Genomic DNA, 16,475 nt, shown 5'->3' with positions numbered 1-16,475 from the left:
TCCCCGCTGGGTAACGTGGCCAACTTCAACCCGCCGCGACCCCGGAGTCCACCGATGCGCCTCACCCCTCCCCTGCTGCTCGCTGCCCTGCTGCCCCTGTTCGCCGGTTGCCAGATGCTCGCCGAGCAACCAAGCGACCCGAACGTCGGCACCACGCGCATGCAAGGCGAACTGAGCGCAGCCAACGGTCAGTTGCTGTTCAAGCCTTGCAGCGAGGCACGCCGCTTCGTGGTCAAGGATGCCGCCGGCACCGGTATCCTGCAGGAAGCCGCCAACCTCGCCAATGGCCCCAAGGCCTCACTGTTCGCCGACCTCCGCGGGCGCCTGGCCGGCAGCCGCGAGGCCAACAGTGACGGTCAGCTGGACGTCACCCGGCTGTACCGCGTCGAAAACTCCGCCAGCGCCTGCGAAGACCCCAACTTCAAGCAACTGACCCTGCGTGCCGGCGGGCATGCACCCGACTGGGACATCAAGGCCAGCGGCAAGGGCATGGTGATCAACCGTGCCGACAAGGATCCGCTGCCGCTGCCGTTCCTCGAAGAGCAGATGCCCGGCGGCGGCCTGAGCCTGTCCAGTGAAGCCAACGGCCAGCGCGTCGAGCTGTGGGTCGCGCCGCAGCGTTGCGTAGAGCCTGGCACCGGTGCCGTGCGCCATCTACGCGCCGAACTGCGCATCGATGGCCAGACCCTGCAAGGCTGCGCCTACTACGGCGGTGCGCGCGACAACTGATCATCGGGTACTTTTATCCTGCCAGTCAGGCCGGCGAACAGCTTATACTTGGCGGTTTGAGTAAAGCCGCCGGCCGCCCATGGCCGGGATACTGGACCCTGCCATGCTACGAATCACCGAACTGAAGCTGCCCCTGGACCATCCCGACGAAGCCTTGCGCGAGGCTATCGTCCAGCGCCTGGGGATCCGCGACGAGCAACTGCTCGGCTTCAACCTGTTCAAGCGCAGCTATGATGCGCGCAAGAAGAACAGCGAGCTGCTGTTCATCTACACCATCGACCTTGAAGCCAGCAACGAAGCCGAGCTTCTGCACAGGTTCGCCGATGATCGCAATATCAGCGTGGCACCGGACGTCAGCTACAAGTTCGTCGGACATGCACCTGCCGATCTTCAGCAGCGTCCGATCGTGGTCGGCTTCGGCCCGTGCGGCATCTTTGCAGGCCTGCTGCTGGCGCAGATGGGTTTCAAGCCGATCGTGCTCGAACGCGGCAAGGAAGTGCGCCAGCGCACCAAGGATACCTGGGGCCTGTGGCGCAAGAGCGTGCTCAACCCCGAATCCAACGTGCAGTTCGGCGAAGGCGGCGCCGGCACCTTCTCCGACGGCAAGCTGTACAGCCAGATCAAGGACCCGCAGCACCATGGCCGCAAGGTGCTCGAAGAATTCGTCAAGGCGGGTGCACCGGAAGAAATCCTCTATATCAACAAGCCACACATCGGCACCTTCCGCCTGACCAGCATGGTCGAGAAGATGCGTGAGGAAATCCTCAGCCTGGGCGGTGAAATCCGCTTCCAGGAAAAGGTTACCGACTTGCTGCTCGAGGGCGAACAGCTCACCGGTGTGGTGCTGGAAAGCGGCGAACAGCTGCACTCACGCCATGTAGTGCTGGCCCTGGGCCACAGCGCCCGCGACACCTTCCGCATGCTGCACGCCAAGGGCGTGTTCATGGAGGCCAAGCCATTCTCGGTGGGCTTCCGTATCGAGCATCCCCAATCGCTGATCGACAAGGCGCGCCTGGGCAAGTATGCCGGCCACCCGAAACTGGGCGCTGCCGACTACAAGCTGGTCTACCACGCCAAGAACGGTCGTTCGGTCTACAGCTTCTGCATGTGCCCGGGCGGTACCGTGGTCGCGGCCACCAGTGAGCCGGGGCGCGTAGTCACCAACGGCATGAGCCAGTATTCGCGTAATGAGCGCAATGCCAACTCTGGCATCGTCGTGGGCATCGATCCTGAGCGTGACTACCCGGGCGGCCCGCTGGCTGGTATCGAGTTGCAGGAACGCCTGGAAGCCCACGCCTATGTCATGGGTGGCAGCAACTACCAGGCGCCGGCGCAACTGGTCGGCGATTTCGTCGCAGGTCGTGCGTCCACGGCGCTGGGCAGCGTCGAACCCTCCTATAAACCAGGCGTCACCCTCGGGGACCTAGCCCCCAGCCTGCCAGACTTCGCCATCGAGGCGATTCGCGAAGCGCTACCGGCCTTCGATCGCCAGATCAAGGGCTACAACCTGCACGATGCAGTGCTGACCGGTATCGAGACGCGCACCTCCTCACCGCTGCGCATCACCCGTGGCGAGGACTACCAGAGCCTGAATCTCAAGGGCCTGTTCCCGGCCGGTGAAGGGGCAGGCTATGCCGGCGGCATCCTGTCGGCCGGCGTCGATGGCATTCGGATCGCTGAAGCGGTCGCGCGCGACATACTCGGCATCAAGGCCTGACGCCCCAAGCCAGGCCAGTTGCACGAGGTTGCGGCTATTGCCGAGCACTGCGGTTCTTGCGGTACTCGGCCACATAGCCCAACTTGCGACTCGCAGTCTTGTCCAGCTCCTTGCGGTCACGCTGCGATAACCTCCCAGCTGGCGCGCAGTGAAGTCGCTGTCGCCCACAAGCTGCTGCGGAGCCAGCGTCACCATCAAGCTAGCCGCTGGCGCAACTGCCTGCCGATAACCGCTGCGCTCATCAAGATCGAAAGCTGCCAGCGGCAACGCCCCCCGCAGCCAGTTGCCCCAGTAGAACTCGAGAAACTCAGGCGCCACGTCGCCTGAATGCGGTTTGTCGTAGCCAACCTTGCGGGTGAACGATCCAAGCAGGATGTAGGTTACTGTGCGACCTCCAACTTTCCTTCCGTCGTGCATGTTCGGCTGCGACATTTTCCCACGAGTATTTCAACGTGCATTTCAATGGTAGAAAGACCCGTTAGTTGTCTGAGTAATCCTACAATCCAAGTGAATATTTCCGCGCAAGACTCACAAGACCAAAGCGAAACCACTTATAACAAAAAAGAATATAATTTTTGTTTTAAAGAATATCGTTGCGCGTTAGGGTGTACTCCCGTTCCGTTCGATCAACGTACTGGAGACCCATCCCCGTGCGCAGCCTCATCAATCGTTTCCTTCAGCTGGAGGCCGCCAGCGGCTTGCTGCTGATCATCGCGGCGATCATCGCCCTCATCGTCAACAACTCCCCGCTGTCGCATCTGTACGTCAGTTTTCTCGACGTCCCCGTCGCTGTGCAAATCGGCCCCCTGGAGATCGCCAAGCCGCTGCTGCTGTGGATCAACGACGGCCTGATGGCATTGTTCTTCCTGCTGATCGGGCTGGAGGTCAAGCGCGAAGTGCTCGAGGGCCAGCTGTCGAAACCTTCGCAGATCATCCTGCCGGCCACCGCCGCAGTCGGTGGCATGCTGGTCCCGGCGCTGATCTACTGGTTCATCAACCGTGACAACCCCGCAACACTCGCCGGCTGGGCCATCCCTACCGCGACCGACATCGCTTTCGCCCTTGGCGTGCTGGCGCTGCTCGGCAAGCGTGTGCCTGTCTCGCTCAAACTGTTCCTGATGACCCTTGCGATCATCGACGACCTGGGTGCGATCATCATCATCGCCCTGTTCTATTCCGGCGAGCTTTCGAGCATGGCATTGATGCTTGCAGGGGGCTGTCTGCTGGCTCTGCTGGGCATGAACCGTCTAGGGGTGAAGAAGCTTGCACCCTACCTGATCGTGGGGCTGGTACTTTGGGTCTGCGTGCTGAAGAGCGGCGTGCATGCCACCCTCGCCGGCGTGGCCCTGGCAATGTTCATCCCGCTGGGCGCTGGCGGCAAGAAAAGTACCTCTCCATTGCTCACCCTGGAGCACGCGCTACACCCCTGGGTGGCCTACGCGATCCTGCCGCTGTTCGCCTTCTCCAATGCAGGTGTATCCCTGGTCAACGCCAGCGCGGAGAGCTTCACGCATTCGGTGCCCATGGGCATCGCCATCGGATTGCTGCTGGGTAAGACGGTCGGCGTGTTCGGCCTGACCTGGATGGCCATCAAACTGCGCCTGGCCGCCCTGCCGGCGGGCGCCAACTGGGGGCAGGTGCTTGGCGTCGCGATTCTTTGCGGCATCGGTTTCACCATGAGCCTGTTCGTCGGTTCCCTGGCCTTCCCATCCGGTGTCAGCGAGTATGCCGGAGAGGACCGCATGGGCATCCTCACCGGCTCGCTCTTCGCAGCATTGATCGGCTATGCCGTGACTGCGGCGGCCAGCCGCAAGCGACAAGTGGCGGTTGCAGCCAGCTGATAGCACCAGGCACAAAAAAACCCCGACCGGCCTCGCCGGATCGGGGTTTTCTTTGCCCTGCGAAATCAGTGAGTGACGCGGCTTGTGCCGTCGACGGTCATGATGCGCACGCGCTCGCCCACGCGGAAGATCTCGTTCTGCTGCACTTGCTGCACGTAGGCGCGCATGCTGCCGTCGTCTTCACGCACGGTAATTTCAACGCCCTGGGTGCGGGTCAGGCCTTCTTCAGCAGCCGAACCTGCCAGGCCACCGGCCACGGCGCCGATCACCGCAGCGACGATACTGCCACGACCACCGCCGACGGCACTGCCCGCGACACCACCGACGATGGCGCCGGCACCACCACCGATCGGCGTCTTGGTACCCTCGATCTTGACCGGGCGCAGGGATTCGATCGTGCCCATGCGCACGGTCTGCACGCGACGGGCTTCATCTCGGGAATAGCTGTCACCGGTCAGGCTGGACTGGCAGCCGCCGAGCAACAGCGCCATGGTGGTGAAGCTCGCCACCATCAAAACGGATTTACGCATGGGGAATCTCCATAAGTCAGGTGTCCATTAGACTCCCCGTGTAGATGGGTGTCACGACACAAACGTTATTAAATTGTTTTCATTCAGCTCGAGTACAGGCGCCAAGCGACTTGCCGCCCACTTCACCAATGAGACCAAGAATAGTCGTGGATTACTTCATCGTCGCAGTGACAGGCGTTGCAGGTCGGTATTTTGCCGCTGAATGGCTGGATGGGGACCACACCCTGCCGAGCAATGGCGGGGCCGCAAGCGGCCCCTGATGATCACGGTGCCAGCCGCTCACGCAGCCACTGACCATCGACCAGGCGGTAATTGAGGCGATCGTGCAAGCGACTGGAGCGCCCCTGCCAGAATTCGATCCGTTCAGGCAGCAGGCGGTAGCCGCCCCAATGTTCCGGGCAATGCGGCTGGGTGTCGGAGAACCGCGCCTCGGTGGCCTTGACCAACCCTTCGAGCTCGGCACGATCGGCAATCACCCGGCTTTGCGGCGACGCCCAGGCGCCCAGACGGCTGCCCAGCGGACGTACCTGGTAGTAGTCGTCCGACTCCTGAGCGCTGACCTTTTCCACCCGTCCCTCGATCCGTACCTGGCGCTCGAGCGCTGGCCAGAAAAAGGTCATGGCCGCGAACGGGTTGGCCAGCAGTTGCTGGCCCTTGGCACTGTCATAGTTGGTGAAAAAGGTGAAGCCGCGCTCATCGAGCCCCTTGAGCAACAGCACACGACAGTGCGGACGCCCCTCGCCATCGACGGTGGCGAGGGTCATGGCGTTGGCCTCCACCGGTGGCTGCTCGGTCTTCACCGCCTCGCCAAACCAGTGATGGAACAGCGCGAACGGCTCGCCCGGGGCCTGGGCCTCGGCCAGGCCATCACGGGTGTAGTCGCGGCGCATATCGGCCAGGGATTGAGTCATGACTGCGTTTCCTCAGACGATCAATTGGTCTTCGCAGGGCTGTTGGCGGCGACTTTCTTGTCAGCAGCTGGGGCCGCCTTCTTCGCTGCTGGCTTGGCAGCTGGTTTTTTCGCGGCTGGCTTGGCTGCGGTTTTCGCCACGGCCTTCTTCGCAGCCGGTTTGGCGGCAGCCTTGGCAGTTGGCTTGGCGGCCGGTTTGGCCTCAACGGCCTTGGCCGGGGCCTTGGCGTCCTGGGTGGCGACCATCGCTGCCGGTACGGACGCTGGCGCGGCCTGCTGGTACTTCGCCAACAGCGCAACCATGGTGTTCTGCGGCGTCAGCAGCATTTCCACACGGCGGTTCAAGGCACGGCCCTCGACGCTGTCGTTGGCGGCACGCGGCATCACTGCGCCCATGCCCTTGAGGGTCAGGCGGTCACGCTGCAGGCCGCTCAAGCGGAAAATCGCCGAGACCGAGGCTGCACGCTCGAGGCTGAGCTTCTGATTGGCAACTGCAACACCGCTGGTGTCAGCGTGACCGAGCACGAGCACGGCAGTCTTCGGATCGCCTTCGACGATCTTGGCCACGCGGGTGATCGGGCCCAGAGAAGACGGCAGCAGCATGTTCGGGCGGTCCGGGTTGTAGGAGCCGTCGACCGGCAGGGTCACTGCAAGCACGTTGTCACGACGCTCGACTTCAAGCTTGCTGTCTTTGGCCGCCTCGCGCAGCTTCGGTTCATACTCGTCCAGCCAGGCCTGGGTAGCTTTCTGGTCGATCTTGGGTACCGCGGGCGCCTCGGCCTGCTTGTCGCTGGAGCCGAACGGCCACCACCAGCGGCTGCTGCTTTCGGACTTGGCATCGGCCTGGGCGACCTTCTCGGTCACCGCGTCCTTCACGTCCTGTTCGGCAACCTTGTCCGAACCGAACGGCCACCAGCTGAGGCCACCGTCCTTCGAGGCGTCCTGGGAGTGGCTGGCGCAGCCGGTCATGGCCAGGCACAGGGCAAGTGCTAAGGTTTTTTGTGAGGACATCAGCGATACACCATGAATTAGAAAGAAATTTTGCCCACGCACGCGAGGCGTTGGCATTGAGGATAGTCAAAGGGATCGGGCATTACCCGCATTACCCGATCAAAGGCAACTGCCCAGTACCCGTACCAGCTTCTGCGCACGGGGGTCCATCAATACGTAAGGGCCCAGGGTATTGGTGACGAAGCCGAAGGCCACGTCGTGCTCAGGGTCGGCGAAACCAACCGATCCGCCCGCCCCCGGATGACCAAAGGCCCGAGCCCCCAGACCGAAGGTGGCGTTGGCGACATCCGGCTGGTCGAGCATGCAGCCCAGGCCAAAACGGGTCTGGGTCAACAGCGTGCGATCCTGTCCAAGGCTGTGCTCGCGGGTCAGCTCATCGAGCAGTTCGGATTCCAGCAGGCTGCCATCGAGCAGGCCGGCATAGAAACCCGCCAGGCTGCGGGCATTGCCATGGCCATTGGCAGCCGGTTGCTGCATGCGTCGCCACTCGGGTTTGTTGGTGCTGGTGAGGATCGCCGGCGGGTTGGTGAAGGCGCGGGTCGACAACGCCTCGGGCTCGCGCATGGTCACCTGCAGCAAGCGCTGGGCGGCGGCATCACCAGGATTACCCTTGCCACGGGCGATATGCGCCACGCGGTGGAACTCCTCATCGGCTAGCCCCACGTGGAAGTCCAGGCCCAACGGGCGCGCAGTGCGGGCAACGATCGAGTCACCAGGGCCGCGGCCATCGGCGCGGCGGATCAGTTCACCGATCAGCCAGCCATAGGTGATAGCGGCATAGCCATGTTCGCTGCCAGGGGTCCACCACGGGGTTTCGGCAGCCAAGGCATCGACCATGACCTGCCAGTCGTAGAGGGCCTCGGCGGGCAACAGCTCACGGATTGCCGGCAGGCCGGCGCGATGGCTGAGCAACTGACGCAGGGTGATGCCTTCCTTGCCCGCCTGGGCAAATTCCGGCCAGTACCGAATCACCGGAAGGTCCAGGGCCAGCTTGCCCTCGCCCACCAGTTGCAACGCAGTCACGGCAGTGAAGGTCTTGGTGCAGGAGAACAGGTTGGCGATGGTATCGCTGTGCCAGGCCTGCTGGCCGTCCTTGTCGGCACTTCCAGCCCAAAGATCGATGACGGTTTCGCCCCCTACCTGGATGCACAGCGCCGCGCCACGCTCCTGGGGATCATTGAACAATGCCGCAAATGCCTCGCGCACCGCTTCGAACTTCAGCTCATAGTGACCCTGGATCTGCACCCGCCTACTCTCCGTACGACCTGTCTTACAAAGTCGTGCATTGTTTCAGTAGTTGGCGGGTTTGCATACTGAATGTGGCTGGAAGGTTGTAAGGAAAACCTTGGGGTTTGGCTGAACCAAACTGTCACCTTCAGGGCGCCTTGACCTCAAGCCCCGCGCGCAATTGCTCCAGGGCCTGCTGGTTGCTCCGACGCACGGCCTCGACAAAACCCGAATACGCCACATCGGTGATAGCGACCAGGCCCAGATGCCCATTCTCCCCATCGAGCAGGCGCCCGCTGGCGGGCTGGTCAAGGTATTGGAACCAGTGAGCGCCAACGATCATCGGCTGAGCCAGGGCTGCCTTGAGGAAATTGCCGTAGGCAGGCCCACGGTCCTCTTCACGCGCCACCTCGAGCGGCCCTGGCCAGAAAGGGCCACGGTCCCGGGAGCCAAACTGGAACTCCGAGACCAGCACCGGTTTGTCCAGCTCGACCAACCGGGCGAAGTCGTAGCCATCCTCGGGCTTGAGGGTATAGAAGTTGAAACTGAGCACATCGCAGAACTCGGCGCAGGCCTTCACCGCCTCAGGCGTGCTGACCGCGTAGCGTCCACCCAACAACAAATGGTTGGGCGCATGCCATTTCAGCGCATCGGAGATGGTCTTGAAGTAGGTCTGTGCGAACACCTGCTGGAAGTGCTGGTAGTCACGCTCGATTTCCGGATGCTCCGGGTTGGGCAGGGGCGCCTCGAAACCCGGGTCCTCCATGAGCTCCCAGGCCTTCAGTTCGATGCCCCAGGCCTTCGACAACCCCTCCTGGTTTCGGTATTTGTCACGCAACTGCTTGAGGAAGGCGCGCTTGGCCGGCACATCGGTGGTCAGACGCAAGGTGCCGTAGGCCAGGCCATAGCGTGCCTTGGGGTCATCGCCCGGCGCCGCCCAGGCCAGTTCGTTGTCGGCGAAATAACCGATCAGCCAGGGGTCGTCGCGATGGTCCCGCGCGGCAATGGCTACGGCGCGCTCGGTGGCCATGGCAAATCGTGGGTCGAACGGGTCGGGCATGCGCCCCCACCAGTCCATGCCAGTGCTGATGCTGGCATAGTCGCCGACAATCGATAGTGGCAGGGTGTACGGCATGCGCTTGGCCTGACCCAGGGTCGGATCGCTCCAGTTACCCAGGGTGTTGAAACCCCAGGCCTGTAAACGATCGAGGCTGTGCACCTGCCAGCGTTCGGCATCGACACCGGCTGCCGGGCAGTTCGTTGGCGGCTGGCCCTCGGCCGCAGGGGCGCAGGGCTTGGCATAGGTACGCTGCAGGTTGGCAGCATAGAAGTCGAACCAACGCCCTTGCTTGAACCCGCGCCCCTGGGAAGACGCATTGCCGTCGTCATTGTTGCCCTCACCATAGAACGCCGCGAGCGGGTCACCCTCCCCGGGCAACCCTTTGAACATCGATTCGCGGCCCGCGACGTAGGTGCGCCCGCCATCGGCGGCCACCGCGTTGACGCCCAGCGAGTAGAACGGGTGCCCCTGCGGGGTCACCAGGAACCAGCGGCCATCGCGCTTTTCAGTGCGGAAGAAGCCGGTGGCTTCGAAGGCCGGGCCGGCCACCAGGCCGCCGTAGGTGTCCAGTTTCTGCCTGTCGCGCTCGGCCAGCCAAGCCTTGAGCTGCTGCCGTTCACGCGTATCGGCGGCCTTGAGTTGTTCATCGTTGACGATTTTTTCCGGCCAGCGTGCGCGGGTGGACTGGCCATAGGCGTCGATCAGATCGCCGTAGGCTGCCCGGTATGCCTGGTCATCATCCTGTATCCCGACCTTTTCGATCAGCAGGTTCTGCGCGACCTTGGGTCGCGGAATGCTCAGGCTGATCGAAACCACCTGCTTGAGGTCTACCTCACCCTCGCTGCTGGTCAACAGCACACGCTGTCCTTCGTACGTCCAGGGCATCGGTGGACCGGCACGCATGCCCTGGCTCAACGGCGAACTGGCCTTGAGCGGCACCATCACCGTTTGTGCCGGGCCCGCTGGCAGGTCGATGCGGCTGGTGAGCGTACGCCCGTCGCTGCCCAGCAGCGTGACGTCCACGGTCAAGGCCCAGTCCATCGCACTTTGCAGGCGTAGCGTCAGAAACTGCCCCGTCGACCAATCCCAGGTACCGGCCTGCGGGCTCAGGCGCAGGGTCGGACGCTCCACCGTGTTGAACACCACGCGCCGCAGCACCTCGCCTTCGGCTGTTTGCTCCGCGTTGTACTGCGGCATGCCCGTGTCCTCGGTGGTCACGGTGACGACCGAAGTCGGGCGTACGAAGCTGAACAACGTCTGCTGGGCTGCCAGCAACGGGGTACTGAAGAGCAGGGTGAAAACGACGGGCAAGGTACGGCGGATCATGTGGACGTGGCTCTCCTTCAAGGCCCTCATGGGCCTGATCGAGTCATGGACAACGGGCCGGAGCATCATGCTCCGGCCGTTACTGGATCTCCCGCCGGAAGGGCGGCAGCGCATTGAGAATAGCCTTGCCGTAGCGCTGGGTGACCAGGCGTCGATCGAGCAAGGTGATGACGCCACGGTCCTGCTCGGTACGCAGCAGGCGACCGCAGGCCTGGATCAGGCGCAGGGAGGCGTCGGGTACGGCGATTTCCATGAACGGGTTACCGCCACGCGCCTCGATCCACTCCGCCAGGGCCGCCTCGACCGGATCGTCCGGCACGGCGAACGGAATCTTGGCGATGACCACGTGCTCGCAATAAGCACCTGGCAGGTCGACGCCCTCGGCGAAACTGGCCAGGCCGAACAACACACTGTGCTGACCGTCATCGACCCGCGCCTTGTGCTTGTTGAGCGTTTCCTGCTTGGACAGGTTGCCCTGGATCAGCACCAGCTTGCGCCAGTCGCGGTCCAGGCCATCGAACACGTCCTGCATCTGCTTGCGCGAAGAGAACAGCACCAGCGCACCACGGGCTTCTTCGACGATGTTCGGCAATTCGCGGATGATCGCCGCCGTGTGGCCCGCCGCATCGCGCGGGTCGGCACCCAGATCGGGCACCCGCAGCAAGCCGGCATCGCCATGCACGAATGGGCTGGGTACGACGCAGGTCACCGCATCGCGCGGCAGGCCGGAGCGCATGCGGAAGCGATCGAACTTGCCCAGGGCCGTCAAGGTCGCCGAGGTGACCAGTGCACCATGGGCAACGCTCCACAGGCTGCGGCGCAGCATTTCGGCGGCGAGGATCGGGCTGGCGTTGACCTCGATGTCGAACAGCGCCCCACTCTCGGCCAGCGTCAGCCAGCGCGCCATGGGCGGACTGTCTTCCGGGTCTTCGGCGGTGAAGGCGGTCCACAGCTCCCAGTTGCCCTGGGCACGGGTGACCAGGCTGCCGAACAGCGGGTACCACTCTTCGGCCTGGTGGCTGGCGATGCCGATGTTGACTTCACCGTCCATGCCTTCCTTGAGCAGGTCGGCAAGTCGGGTGAACAGATCATTGAGACGCGCGAAGCCTTTTTTCAGCTCGATGCCGACCTCGCGGATCTGCTCGGGCACCACGCCCCCCTCGAAGCGGTAGCGCGGACGATCACGCCCCTCCATGTCTTCACCAGGCCGGAAATCGGCGACCTGCTCGCACAGGGTGAACATGAACTGCTGCTGGGTACGGATTTCCCGCGCCAGCTCCGGCACCTGCTCGATCAGCTTGCCCAGGTCGCCTGGCAACGGGTGCTGGGCCAACAGCTTGGTGAGGTTCTTGGCGGTCTGCTCCAGCCAGTCGGCCGTGGAGCGCAGCCGCGAATAATGGGCGAAATGGCCGATGGCCTTGTCTGGCAGGTGGTGGCCCTCGTCAAACACGTACATCGTGTCGCGCGGGTCGGGCAGCACCGCGCCGCCGCCCAGGGCCAGGTCGGCCAGGACCATGTCGTGGTTGGTGACGATCACATCGACCTTGCCCATGCCTTCGCGCGCCTTGTAGAACACGCACTGCTGGAAGTTCGGGCAATGTCGGCCGGTGCACTGGCTGTGGTCGGTGGTCAGGCGCGCCCAGTCCTGGTCCTCGAGGGTTTCCGACCAACTGTCGCGGTCGCCGTCCCAACGGTTGCCGGCCAGTTTCTCGATCATGCTGTTGAACAGCTTCTGGCTGCGCTCGTCGACTTCGATATGGAAGCCTTCTTCCTCGAACAGCTGGGCGGTAGCCGACTGGGCGTGACCCTCCTGCAGCAGTACGTCGAGCTTGGACAGGCACAGGTAGCGGCCACGCCCCTTGGCCAAGGCGAAACTGAAGTTCAAACCGCTGTTGCGCATCAGGTCGGGCAGGTCCTTGAAGACGATCTGCTCCTGCAGGGCGACGGTGGCGGTGGCGATCACCAGGCGCTTGCCGGCGGCCTTGGCGGCGGGAATCGCGGCGAGGCTGTAGGCGACCGTCTTGCCGGTACCGGTGCCGGCCTCGACCGCGACCACGGCAGGCTCGCCGGCCCGACGGCCTTCATCATCGCAGGCGATGTCGCCGAGTACCTTGGCCACTTCGGCGATCATCAGGCGCTGGCCGTAACGCGGCTTGAGGCTCTTGGCTTCGAGAAAACGCGAATAGGCGCCCTGGATGGTGGCTTTGAGTTCGTTGCTGATCATGGTCTGCGGGCGCCCAGAGGGCTGGATATATTTTCAGTGTTTCGCATGGGGCGGCTATCATACCCCGCTATTGCCCTTTATGCCGCATGGAGATCCGGATGCTCGCCTTTGCCCTGCCCTACACACTGCATGTCCTGGCCGCCCTTGTCTGGGTTGGCGGGATGTTCTTCGCCTGGCTGGTACTGCGCCCGGCGACTGTCGCAGCACTGGAAGGGCCCGCGCGGCTGCGGCTGTGGGTGGAAGTATTCCGACGCTTCTTCGGATGGGTCTGGCTGGCGATAGCGGTGCTGGCGATAAGTGGTATCGGCATGTTGCACCTGCGATTTTCCGGCTTCGAGACCGCGCCCCGCTATGTACAACTGATGATGGGCGGCGGGATCGTGATGTTCGCCTTGTTCCTGCGCGTGCACGCGCTGCTGCTGCCGGAGCTGCGCGCTGCGGTGCAGGCCGAGGACTGGCCGGCGGGTGCCGGGGTGCTGGGCAGGATCCGACGGATGGTGGGGATCAACCTGCTGCTGGGCATTGCCGTGGTGGCAGTGGCCAGCGCTCGCGTCATGTTCTGAAGTCGTTGACCCAGGGCCGCGACGCAGCCCTGGAAACGCAAACGCTCGGGCGCGTAAAGCGCTTGTGTCAAAGCCGCTGCAGAATCAACTCCCCCGCCGTACCGGCAAGCCCCGGTTGCCCTGGCAGGCCCGGACGACCGTTGGCACCGGCCTCGGTGCGATACACAAGGCACCCTTTGCTCGCACCACCCTGCCCGGCCTTGCCGGCAGCGCCCGGCTTGCCCGGTGCACCGCCATCGAGGCGTACCTGGATGCGCTCCTGCGGGAAATCTGCCGGCAGGGCCAGGCGAATCCTTCCTCCGGCCGCGCCGTCATGCCCGTTGCCGCCGTTGTCACCGTTCGCGCCGCGGCTGGCAGTGCCCCAGGTACAACCTCCAGACGTGCCATTACCCCCATCGAGGCCAGCATAGCCCGGTGCCCCAGCGCCGCCACGGGCGTCGATCGACAGTTGCTCGGCCTCCAGCGTCTGCAGGCGCAGGTCGAGGTCACGACCGGGGCGCGCCGCACGCTCGTAGCTGCCCGGCGCCCCCGGCGCGCTGATTTCACTACCGACGCCCAGCACAGCACTGCTCGCCTCGATGCTCAAGGCGCCTTGCGCCGGGGCGATGGCAATGCGCGCATCGCGTCCCAGTTCAAGATGATCGATCTTCAGCGCGGTGAGCGTGGCCGGCAGCAGCAGGGTCGCCGAGTCGGCCACCTGCACACGCTCCAGGTGCACGCTGGACGACTTGTTCGGCAGGCGCAGCATCGAATGGGCAGCGACTTCGAGACTCTCGGCCTGGGCCAGCGGGGTGGCCAGCGCGGCCAGCAACATCAACTTACGCATGGCGCGAAGCCTCCTGCGGACGGGGAATGGACATGACATGGAAGATGCCGGTCAGCAGGATCTGCAAGCGATCGAACCAGCGATGGCTGCGCCCGCGCAGGCTGGCGTTGAAGAAAAACACCTCCAGCACATGCAAGCCCAGCAGCGTGATGCCTGCCGCATTGATCAGCAGATTGAACGGCAGGGGCTGCGGCATCAACAGATTGACCAGCACCACCCACCAGAAAACCACCGTCAGGGCCTTGCCCAGGCCCAGGATGAACTTCATACCCCGCCCCCCGACTGTCTTGTACTGTCTTGTTATGTGCACGCGGCCCGTTCGAGCGGGCCGTGCGCACAACAGTACCGCCGCGCCAGGGCGCGCGCCAGAGGCGATTCAGTTCAGGTGCAGCTCCACCCGTCGGTTCTTCGCTCGCCCCTCGTCGGTGTCGTTGTCGGCCACCGGCTCGCTTTCACCGCGACCTTGGCTGGTCACCTTGGCCGGCGACAGCCCCTGACCGATCAGGTACTGCGCAACACTGGCCGCGCGGCGCTCGGACAGGCCCTGGTTATAGCGGTCTGTGCCTACGCTATCGGTATGCCCGATCACCCTGATGGCGGTCACGCCGGGATCGCCGAGCTTCGGCAAAAGCGCTTGCAGGCGCTGCTGGGCAGCGGCCGACAACTGTGCAGAGTCGAACGCAAACAGCACCTGGCCCTGATCGTCGAGGGTGATCACCTCAGGCGCAGGTGCTGGAGCCTCGGGTTTGGGCGTCGAAGGCGGATACTGCGCAAGCGGGCAGCCCATGTGGTCGACCGCCGTACCTTTGGGGGTGTCCGGGCAACGATCACGACGGTCGAACACCCCATCGCCATCTTCGTCACCGTCCTGGGCATAACAGATCAGGCCACCGGCAATGGCTCCGGCAACACCGGCCCCCGTCGCCCAACTGGAACTTTCGATCGCACCCAGGCCGCCACCGACCAGCCCGCCGAGCAGACTGCAGACCGGCCAGGTCCGTTGATTGAGGGGGGCGCTGCCATCACTGTGGGTAGCGCACCCGTTCAGCAGGCTGGAGGCCAGCAGCAGCGACACAGCCGTCTTCGACAAGGTATTCATGGATCATGTCCCCGGTGAATGCGCCCACGCCACGGCTAAAGACGTGGGCGCGGGCCGTCAGCGCTGGATCTTGATCTCGGTGCGCCGGTTCATCGCACGACCGTCAGCCGTGGCATTGTCAGCCACCGGCTGGGCCTCGCCTGCCCCCACTACCGAAACGAAGCTGCTGCGTGGCACGCCGCTGCTCACCAGATAGTCGGTCACCGAGTGGGCACGACGTTCGGAGAGTTTCTGGTTGTAGCGGTCGGAGCCGACGCTGTCGGTGTGGCCGGTCACGCTCAGACGAGCGCTCGGCGCTTCCTGCTTCAGGCGCGTGGCAATGGTGTTCAGGCGTTCCTTGTCGGTGGCAGTCAGGCGCGCGGAATCGAACTCGAAGTGCACGTCACGGATGACGATGACTTCCTCCTTCTCGACCACGACGACTTCCTCGACCACGGCAACCGGCTCGGGCGGGCAGCCGTTGGCATCGACCTGCACCCCGCGCGGGGTGCCTGGGCACTTGTCACGGCTGTCGGGCACGCCATCGCCATCTTCGTCACCGTCGCCATGGGCCCAGCAGTAGCCCGCCGCCAGGCCACCGCCGAGCAACGCGCCCCAGCCGGCCCAACTGGAGCTTTCGATGGCGCCCAGGGCTGCGCCTCCCACGCCCCCGACGGCAGCACACTTCGGCCAGTCGGTTTTTTGCAAACCTGCACAACCAGTCAACACACTGGTGAGCAGAACCAGGGGTATCGCTGTGCGTACTATGCTCATTTTCGTTGCTTCTCCTAGGGGGATCGGTGCAAAACCGATGCTCTGGGAGTAAAGACCGCCTATTCCCTCTCTGCCAGCAATAAGCCACGACGCGACGCCGCGCCTCTTTGCCGCCAGGGCTGGGACCGCTAGTCTTGAGCGACCTGAACGAGGATTGGCAATGACCGACGGTTTCTCCCAGCGTACCCCCCAACAGGCCCTGGCGGCCCTTCTCGAGCGCTTCGCTCCGGCGCGCCTGCTATTGGTCGGCACGCGTTTCCCGGCCCTGGAGGCCTTCGCCGCAGCCCACCCGGCGGTAGTGCTGTCAGAGGCGCTGCCAGGCCCGCTGCCTGCCGACCTGGCAGCGCAACGTTTCGACCTCGCGGTGCTGGTTGACTGCCTCGAGCACTTGCCCAAGCGCAGTGGGCTGGAACTGCTCGGCGGCATTCGCAATCTGAATGCCAGCAGGGTCGCGGTACTGGCCGACCTGTCCGCCTGTGGCTGGCAGGACACCGATTTCTTCGCCCTGGCGCTGTCGGCCAGCGAGAAATTCCGTCGCGACGAACAGGTGCTGAGCCTGTTCACCTATGATCTACATGACTACAAGCAGGTCCCGGACTGGCTCAATGCCAAGTTCTGGGCGAATCCGCAAAACTTTGGCAAGTACTGGTGGTGAATTC

15 protein-coding genes are annotated in these 16,475 nt (G+C 63.9%); 5 read left to right on the top strand and 10 right to left on the bottom strand.

Translation table 11 applies throughout. The features are described 5' to 3' along the window. Window positions 1-54: 54 nt before the first annotated feature. The 3 genes from HU748_RS13970 (at window position 55) to nhaA (ending at window position 4,287) form a co-directional block, all read left to right on the top strand. Window positions 55-729: a hypothetical protein gene (locus HU748_RS13970; protein WP_186710861.1), complete on the top strand. Its 675-nt coding sequence runs from the start codon at window positions 55-57 to the stop codon at window positions 727-729. Window positions 730-832: 103 nt separating this feature from the next. Further along, window positions 833-2,446, top strand: a complete 1,614-nt coding sequence (locus HU748_RS13965) for an NAD(P)/FAD-dependent oxidoreductase (RefSeq protein WP_186720742.1) — start codon at window positions 833-835, stop codon at window positions 2,444-2,446. A gap of 650 nt (window positions 2,447-3,096) precedes the next feature. Further along, window positions 3,097-4,287 carry a Na+/H+ antiporter NhaA gene (gene nhaA / locus HU748_RS13960; RefSeq protein ID WP_186720740.1) on the top strand — a complete coding sequence of 397 codons (1,191 nt, stop codon included), beginning with the start codon at window positions 3,097-3,099 and terminating at the stop codon, window positions 4,285-4,287. Window positions 4,288-4,352: 65 nt separating this feature from the next. Here nhaA and HU748_RS13955 read toward each other — a convergent pair whose 3' ends face one another. The 6 genes from HU748_RS13955 to dinG form a co-directional block, all read right to left on the bottom strand. Further along, window positions 4,353-4,817: a glycine zipper 2TM domain-containing protein gene (locus HU748_RS13955; protein ID WP_054891758.1), complete on the bottom strand. Its 465-nt coding sequence runs from the start codon at window positions 4,815-4,817 to the stop codon at window positions 4,353-4,355. Window positions 4,818-5,080: 263 nt separating this feature from the next. Beyond that, the gene (gene pdxH, locus HU748_RS13950; protein ID WP_186711167.1) at window positions 5,081-5,728 is read right to left on the bottom strand and encodes a pyridoxamine 5'-phosphate oxidase; all 648 of its coding nucleotides are present in this window, start codon (window positions 5,726-5,728) and stop codon (window positions 5,081-5,083) included. Between the two features lie 20 nt (window positions 5,729-5,748). Continuing rightward, window positions 5,749-6,738, bottom strand: a complete 990-nt coding sequence (locus HU748_RS13945) for an OmpA family protein (RefSeq protein ID WP_186720738.1) — start codon at window positions 6,736-6,738, stop codon at window positions 5,749-5,751. A 99-nt stretch (window positions 6,739-6,837) separates the two neighbouring features. Then, a complete protein-coding gene (locus HU748_RS13940; protein WP_186720736.1) occupies window positions 6,838-7,983 on the bottom strand; it encodes a serine hydrolase in 1,146 nt (381 codons plus the stop codon). A 130-nt stretch (window positions 7,984-8,113) separates the two neighbouring features. Beyond that, complete coding sequence (locus HU748_RS13935) at window positions 8,114-10,351, bottom strand: beta-galactosidase (RefSeq protein ID WP_186720734.1); 2,238 nt, start codon at window positions 10,349-10,351, stop codon at window positions 8,114-8,116. 79 nt (window positions 10,352-10,430) lie between these two features. Next, window positions 10,431-12,575, bottom strand: coding sequence for an ATP-dependent DNA helicase DinG (gene dinG / locus HU748_RS13930; RefSeq protein ID WP_054891763.1), 2,145 nt, complete (start codon window positions 12,573-12,575; stop codon window positions 10,431-10,433). Between the two features lie 98 nt (window positions 12,576-12,673). Here dinG and HU748_RS13925 point away from each other — a divergent pair, with 98 nt between their 5' ends. Then, window positions 12,674-13,138, top strand: a complete 465-nt coding sequence (locus HU748_RS13925; RefSeq protein WP_186668473.1) for a CopD family protein — start codon at window positions 12,674-12,676, stop codon at window positions 13,136-13,138. A 67-nt stretch (window positions 13,139-13,205) separates the two neighbouring features. On the opposite strand, the gene HU748_RS13920 is transcribed toward HU748_RS13925, so the two are convergent. The 4 genes from HU748_RS13920 to HU748_RS13905 all read right to left on the bottom strand — a co-directional run bounded on the left by HU748_RS13920 (window position 13,206) and on the right by HU748_RS13905 (window position 15,816). Next, the gene (locus tag HU748_RS13920) at window positions 13,206-13,964 is read right to left on the bottom strand and encodes a collagen-like protein (protein WP_186720732.1); all 759 of its coding nucleotides are present in this window, start codon (window positions 13,962-13,964) and stop codon (window positions 13,206-13,208) included. After that, window positions 13,957-14,232, bottom strand: a complete 276-nt coding sequence (locus HU748_RS13915; RefSeq protein ID WP_054891766.1) for a DUF1145 domain-containing protein — start codon at window positions 14,230-14,232, stop codon at window positions 13,957-13,959. The genes HU748_RS13920 and HU748_RS13915 overlap by 8 nt, the downstream gene beginning before the upstream one ends. A gap of 108 nt (window positions 14,233-14,340) precedes the next feature. Then, the gene (locus HU748_RS13910; protein ID WP_186668477.1) at window positions 14,341-15,063 is read right to left on the bottom strand and encodes an OmpA family protein; all 723 of its coding nucleotides are present in this window, start codon (window positions 15,061-15,063) and stop codon (window positions 14,341-14,343) included. A gap of 57 nt (window positions 15,064-15,120) precedes the next feature. After that, window positions 15,121-15,816 carry an OmpA family protein gene (locus HU748_RS13905; RefSeq protein WP_186668479.1) on the bottom strand — a complete coding sequence of 232 codons (696 nt, stop codon included), beginning with the start codon at window positions 15,814-15,816 and terminating at the stop codon, window positions 15,121-15,123. Window positions 15,817-15,976: 160 nt separating this feature from the next. Between HU748_RS13905 and HU748_RS13900 the strand changes: the two genes are divergently transcribed. After that, on the top strand, window positions 15,977-16,471 hold the full coding sequence (locus HU748_RS13900; RefSeq protein WP_186720730.1) for a DUF6231 family protein: 495 nt from the start codon (window positions 15,977-15,979) through the stop codon (window positions 16,469-16,471). Window positions 16,472-16,475: the final 4 nt, after the last annotated feature.

It is taken from the genome of Pseudomonas sp. RW3S2 (genome assembly GCF_014268955.1).
GTDB lineage: Bacteria > Pseudomonadota > Gammaproteobacteria > Pseudomonadales > Pseudomonadaceae > Aquipseudomonas > Aquipseudomonas wayambapalatensis.
Note: the sequence above shows the minus strand (reverse complement) of the source record. Positions and strands in the feature narration are given on the sequence as shown.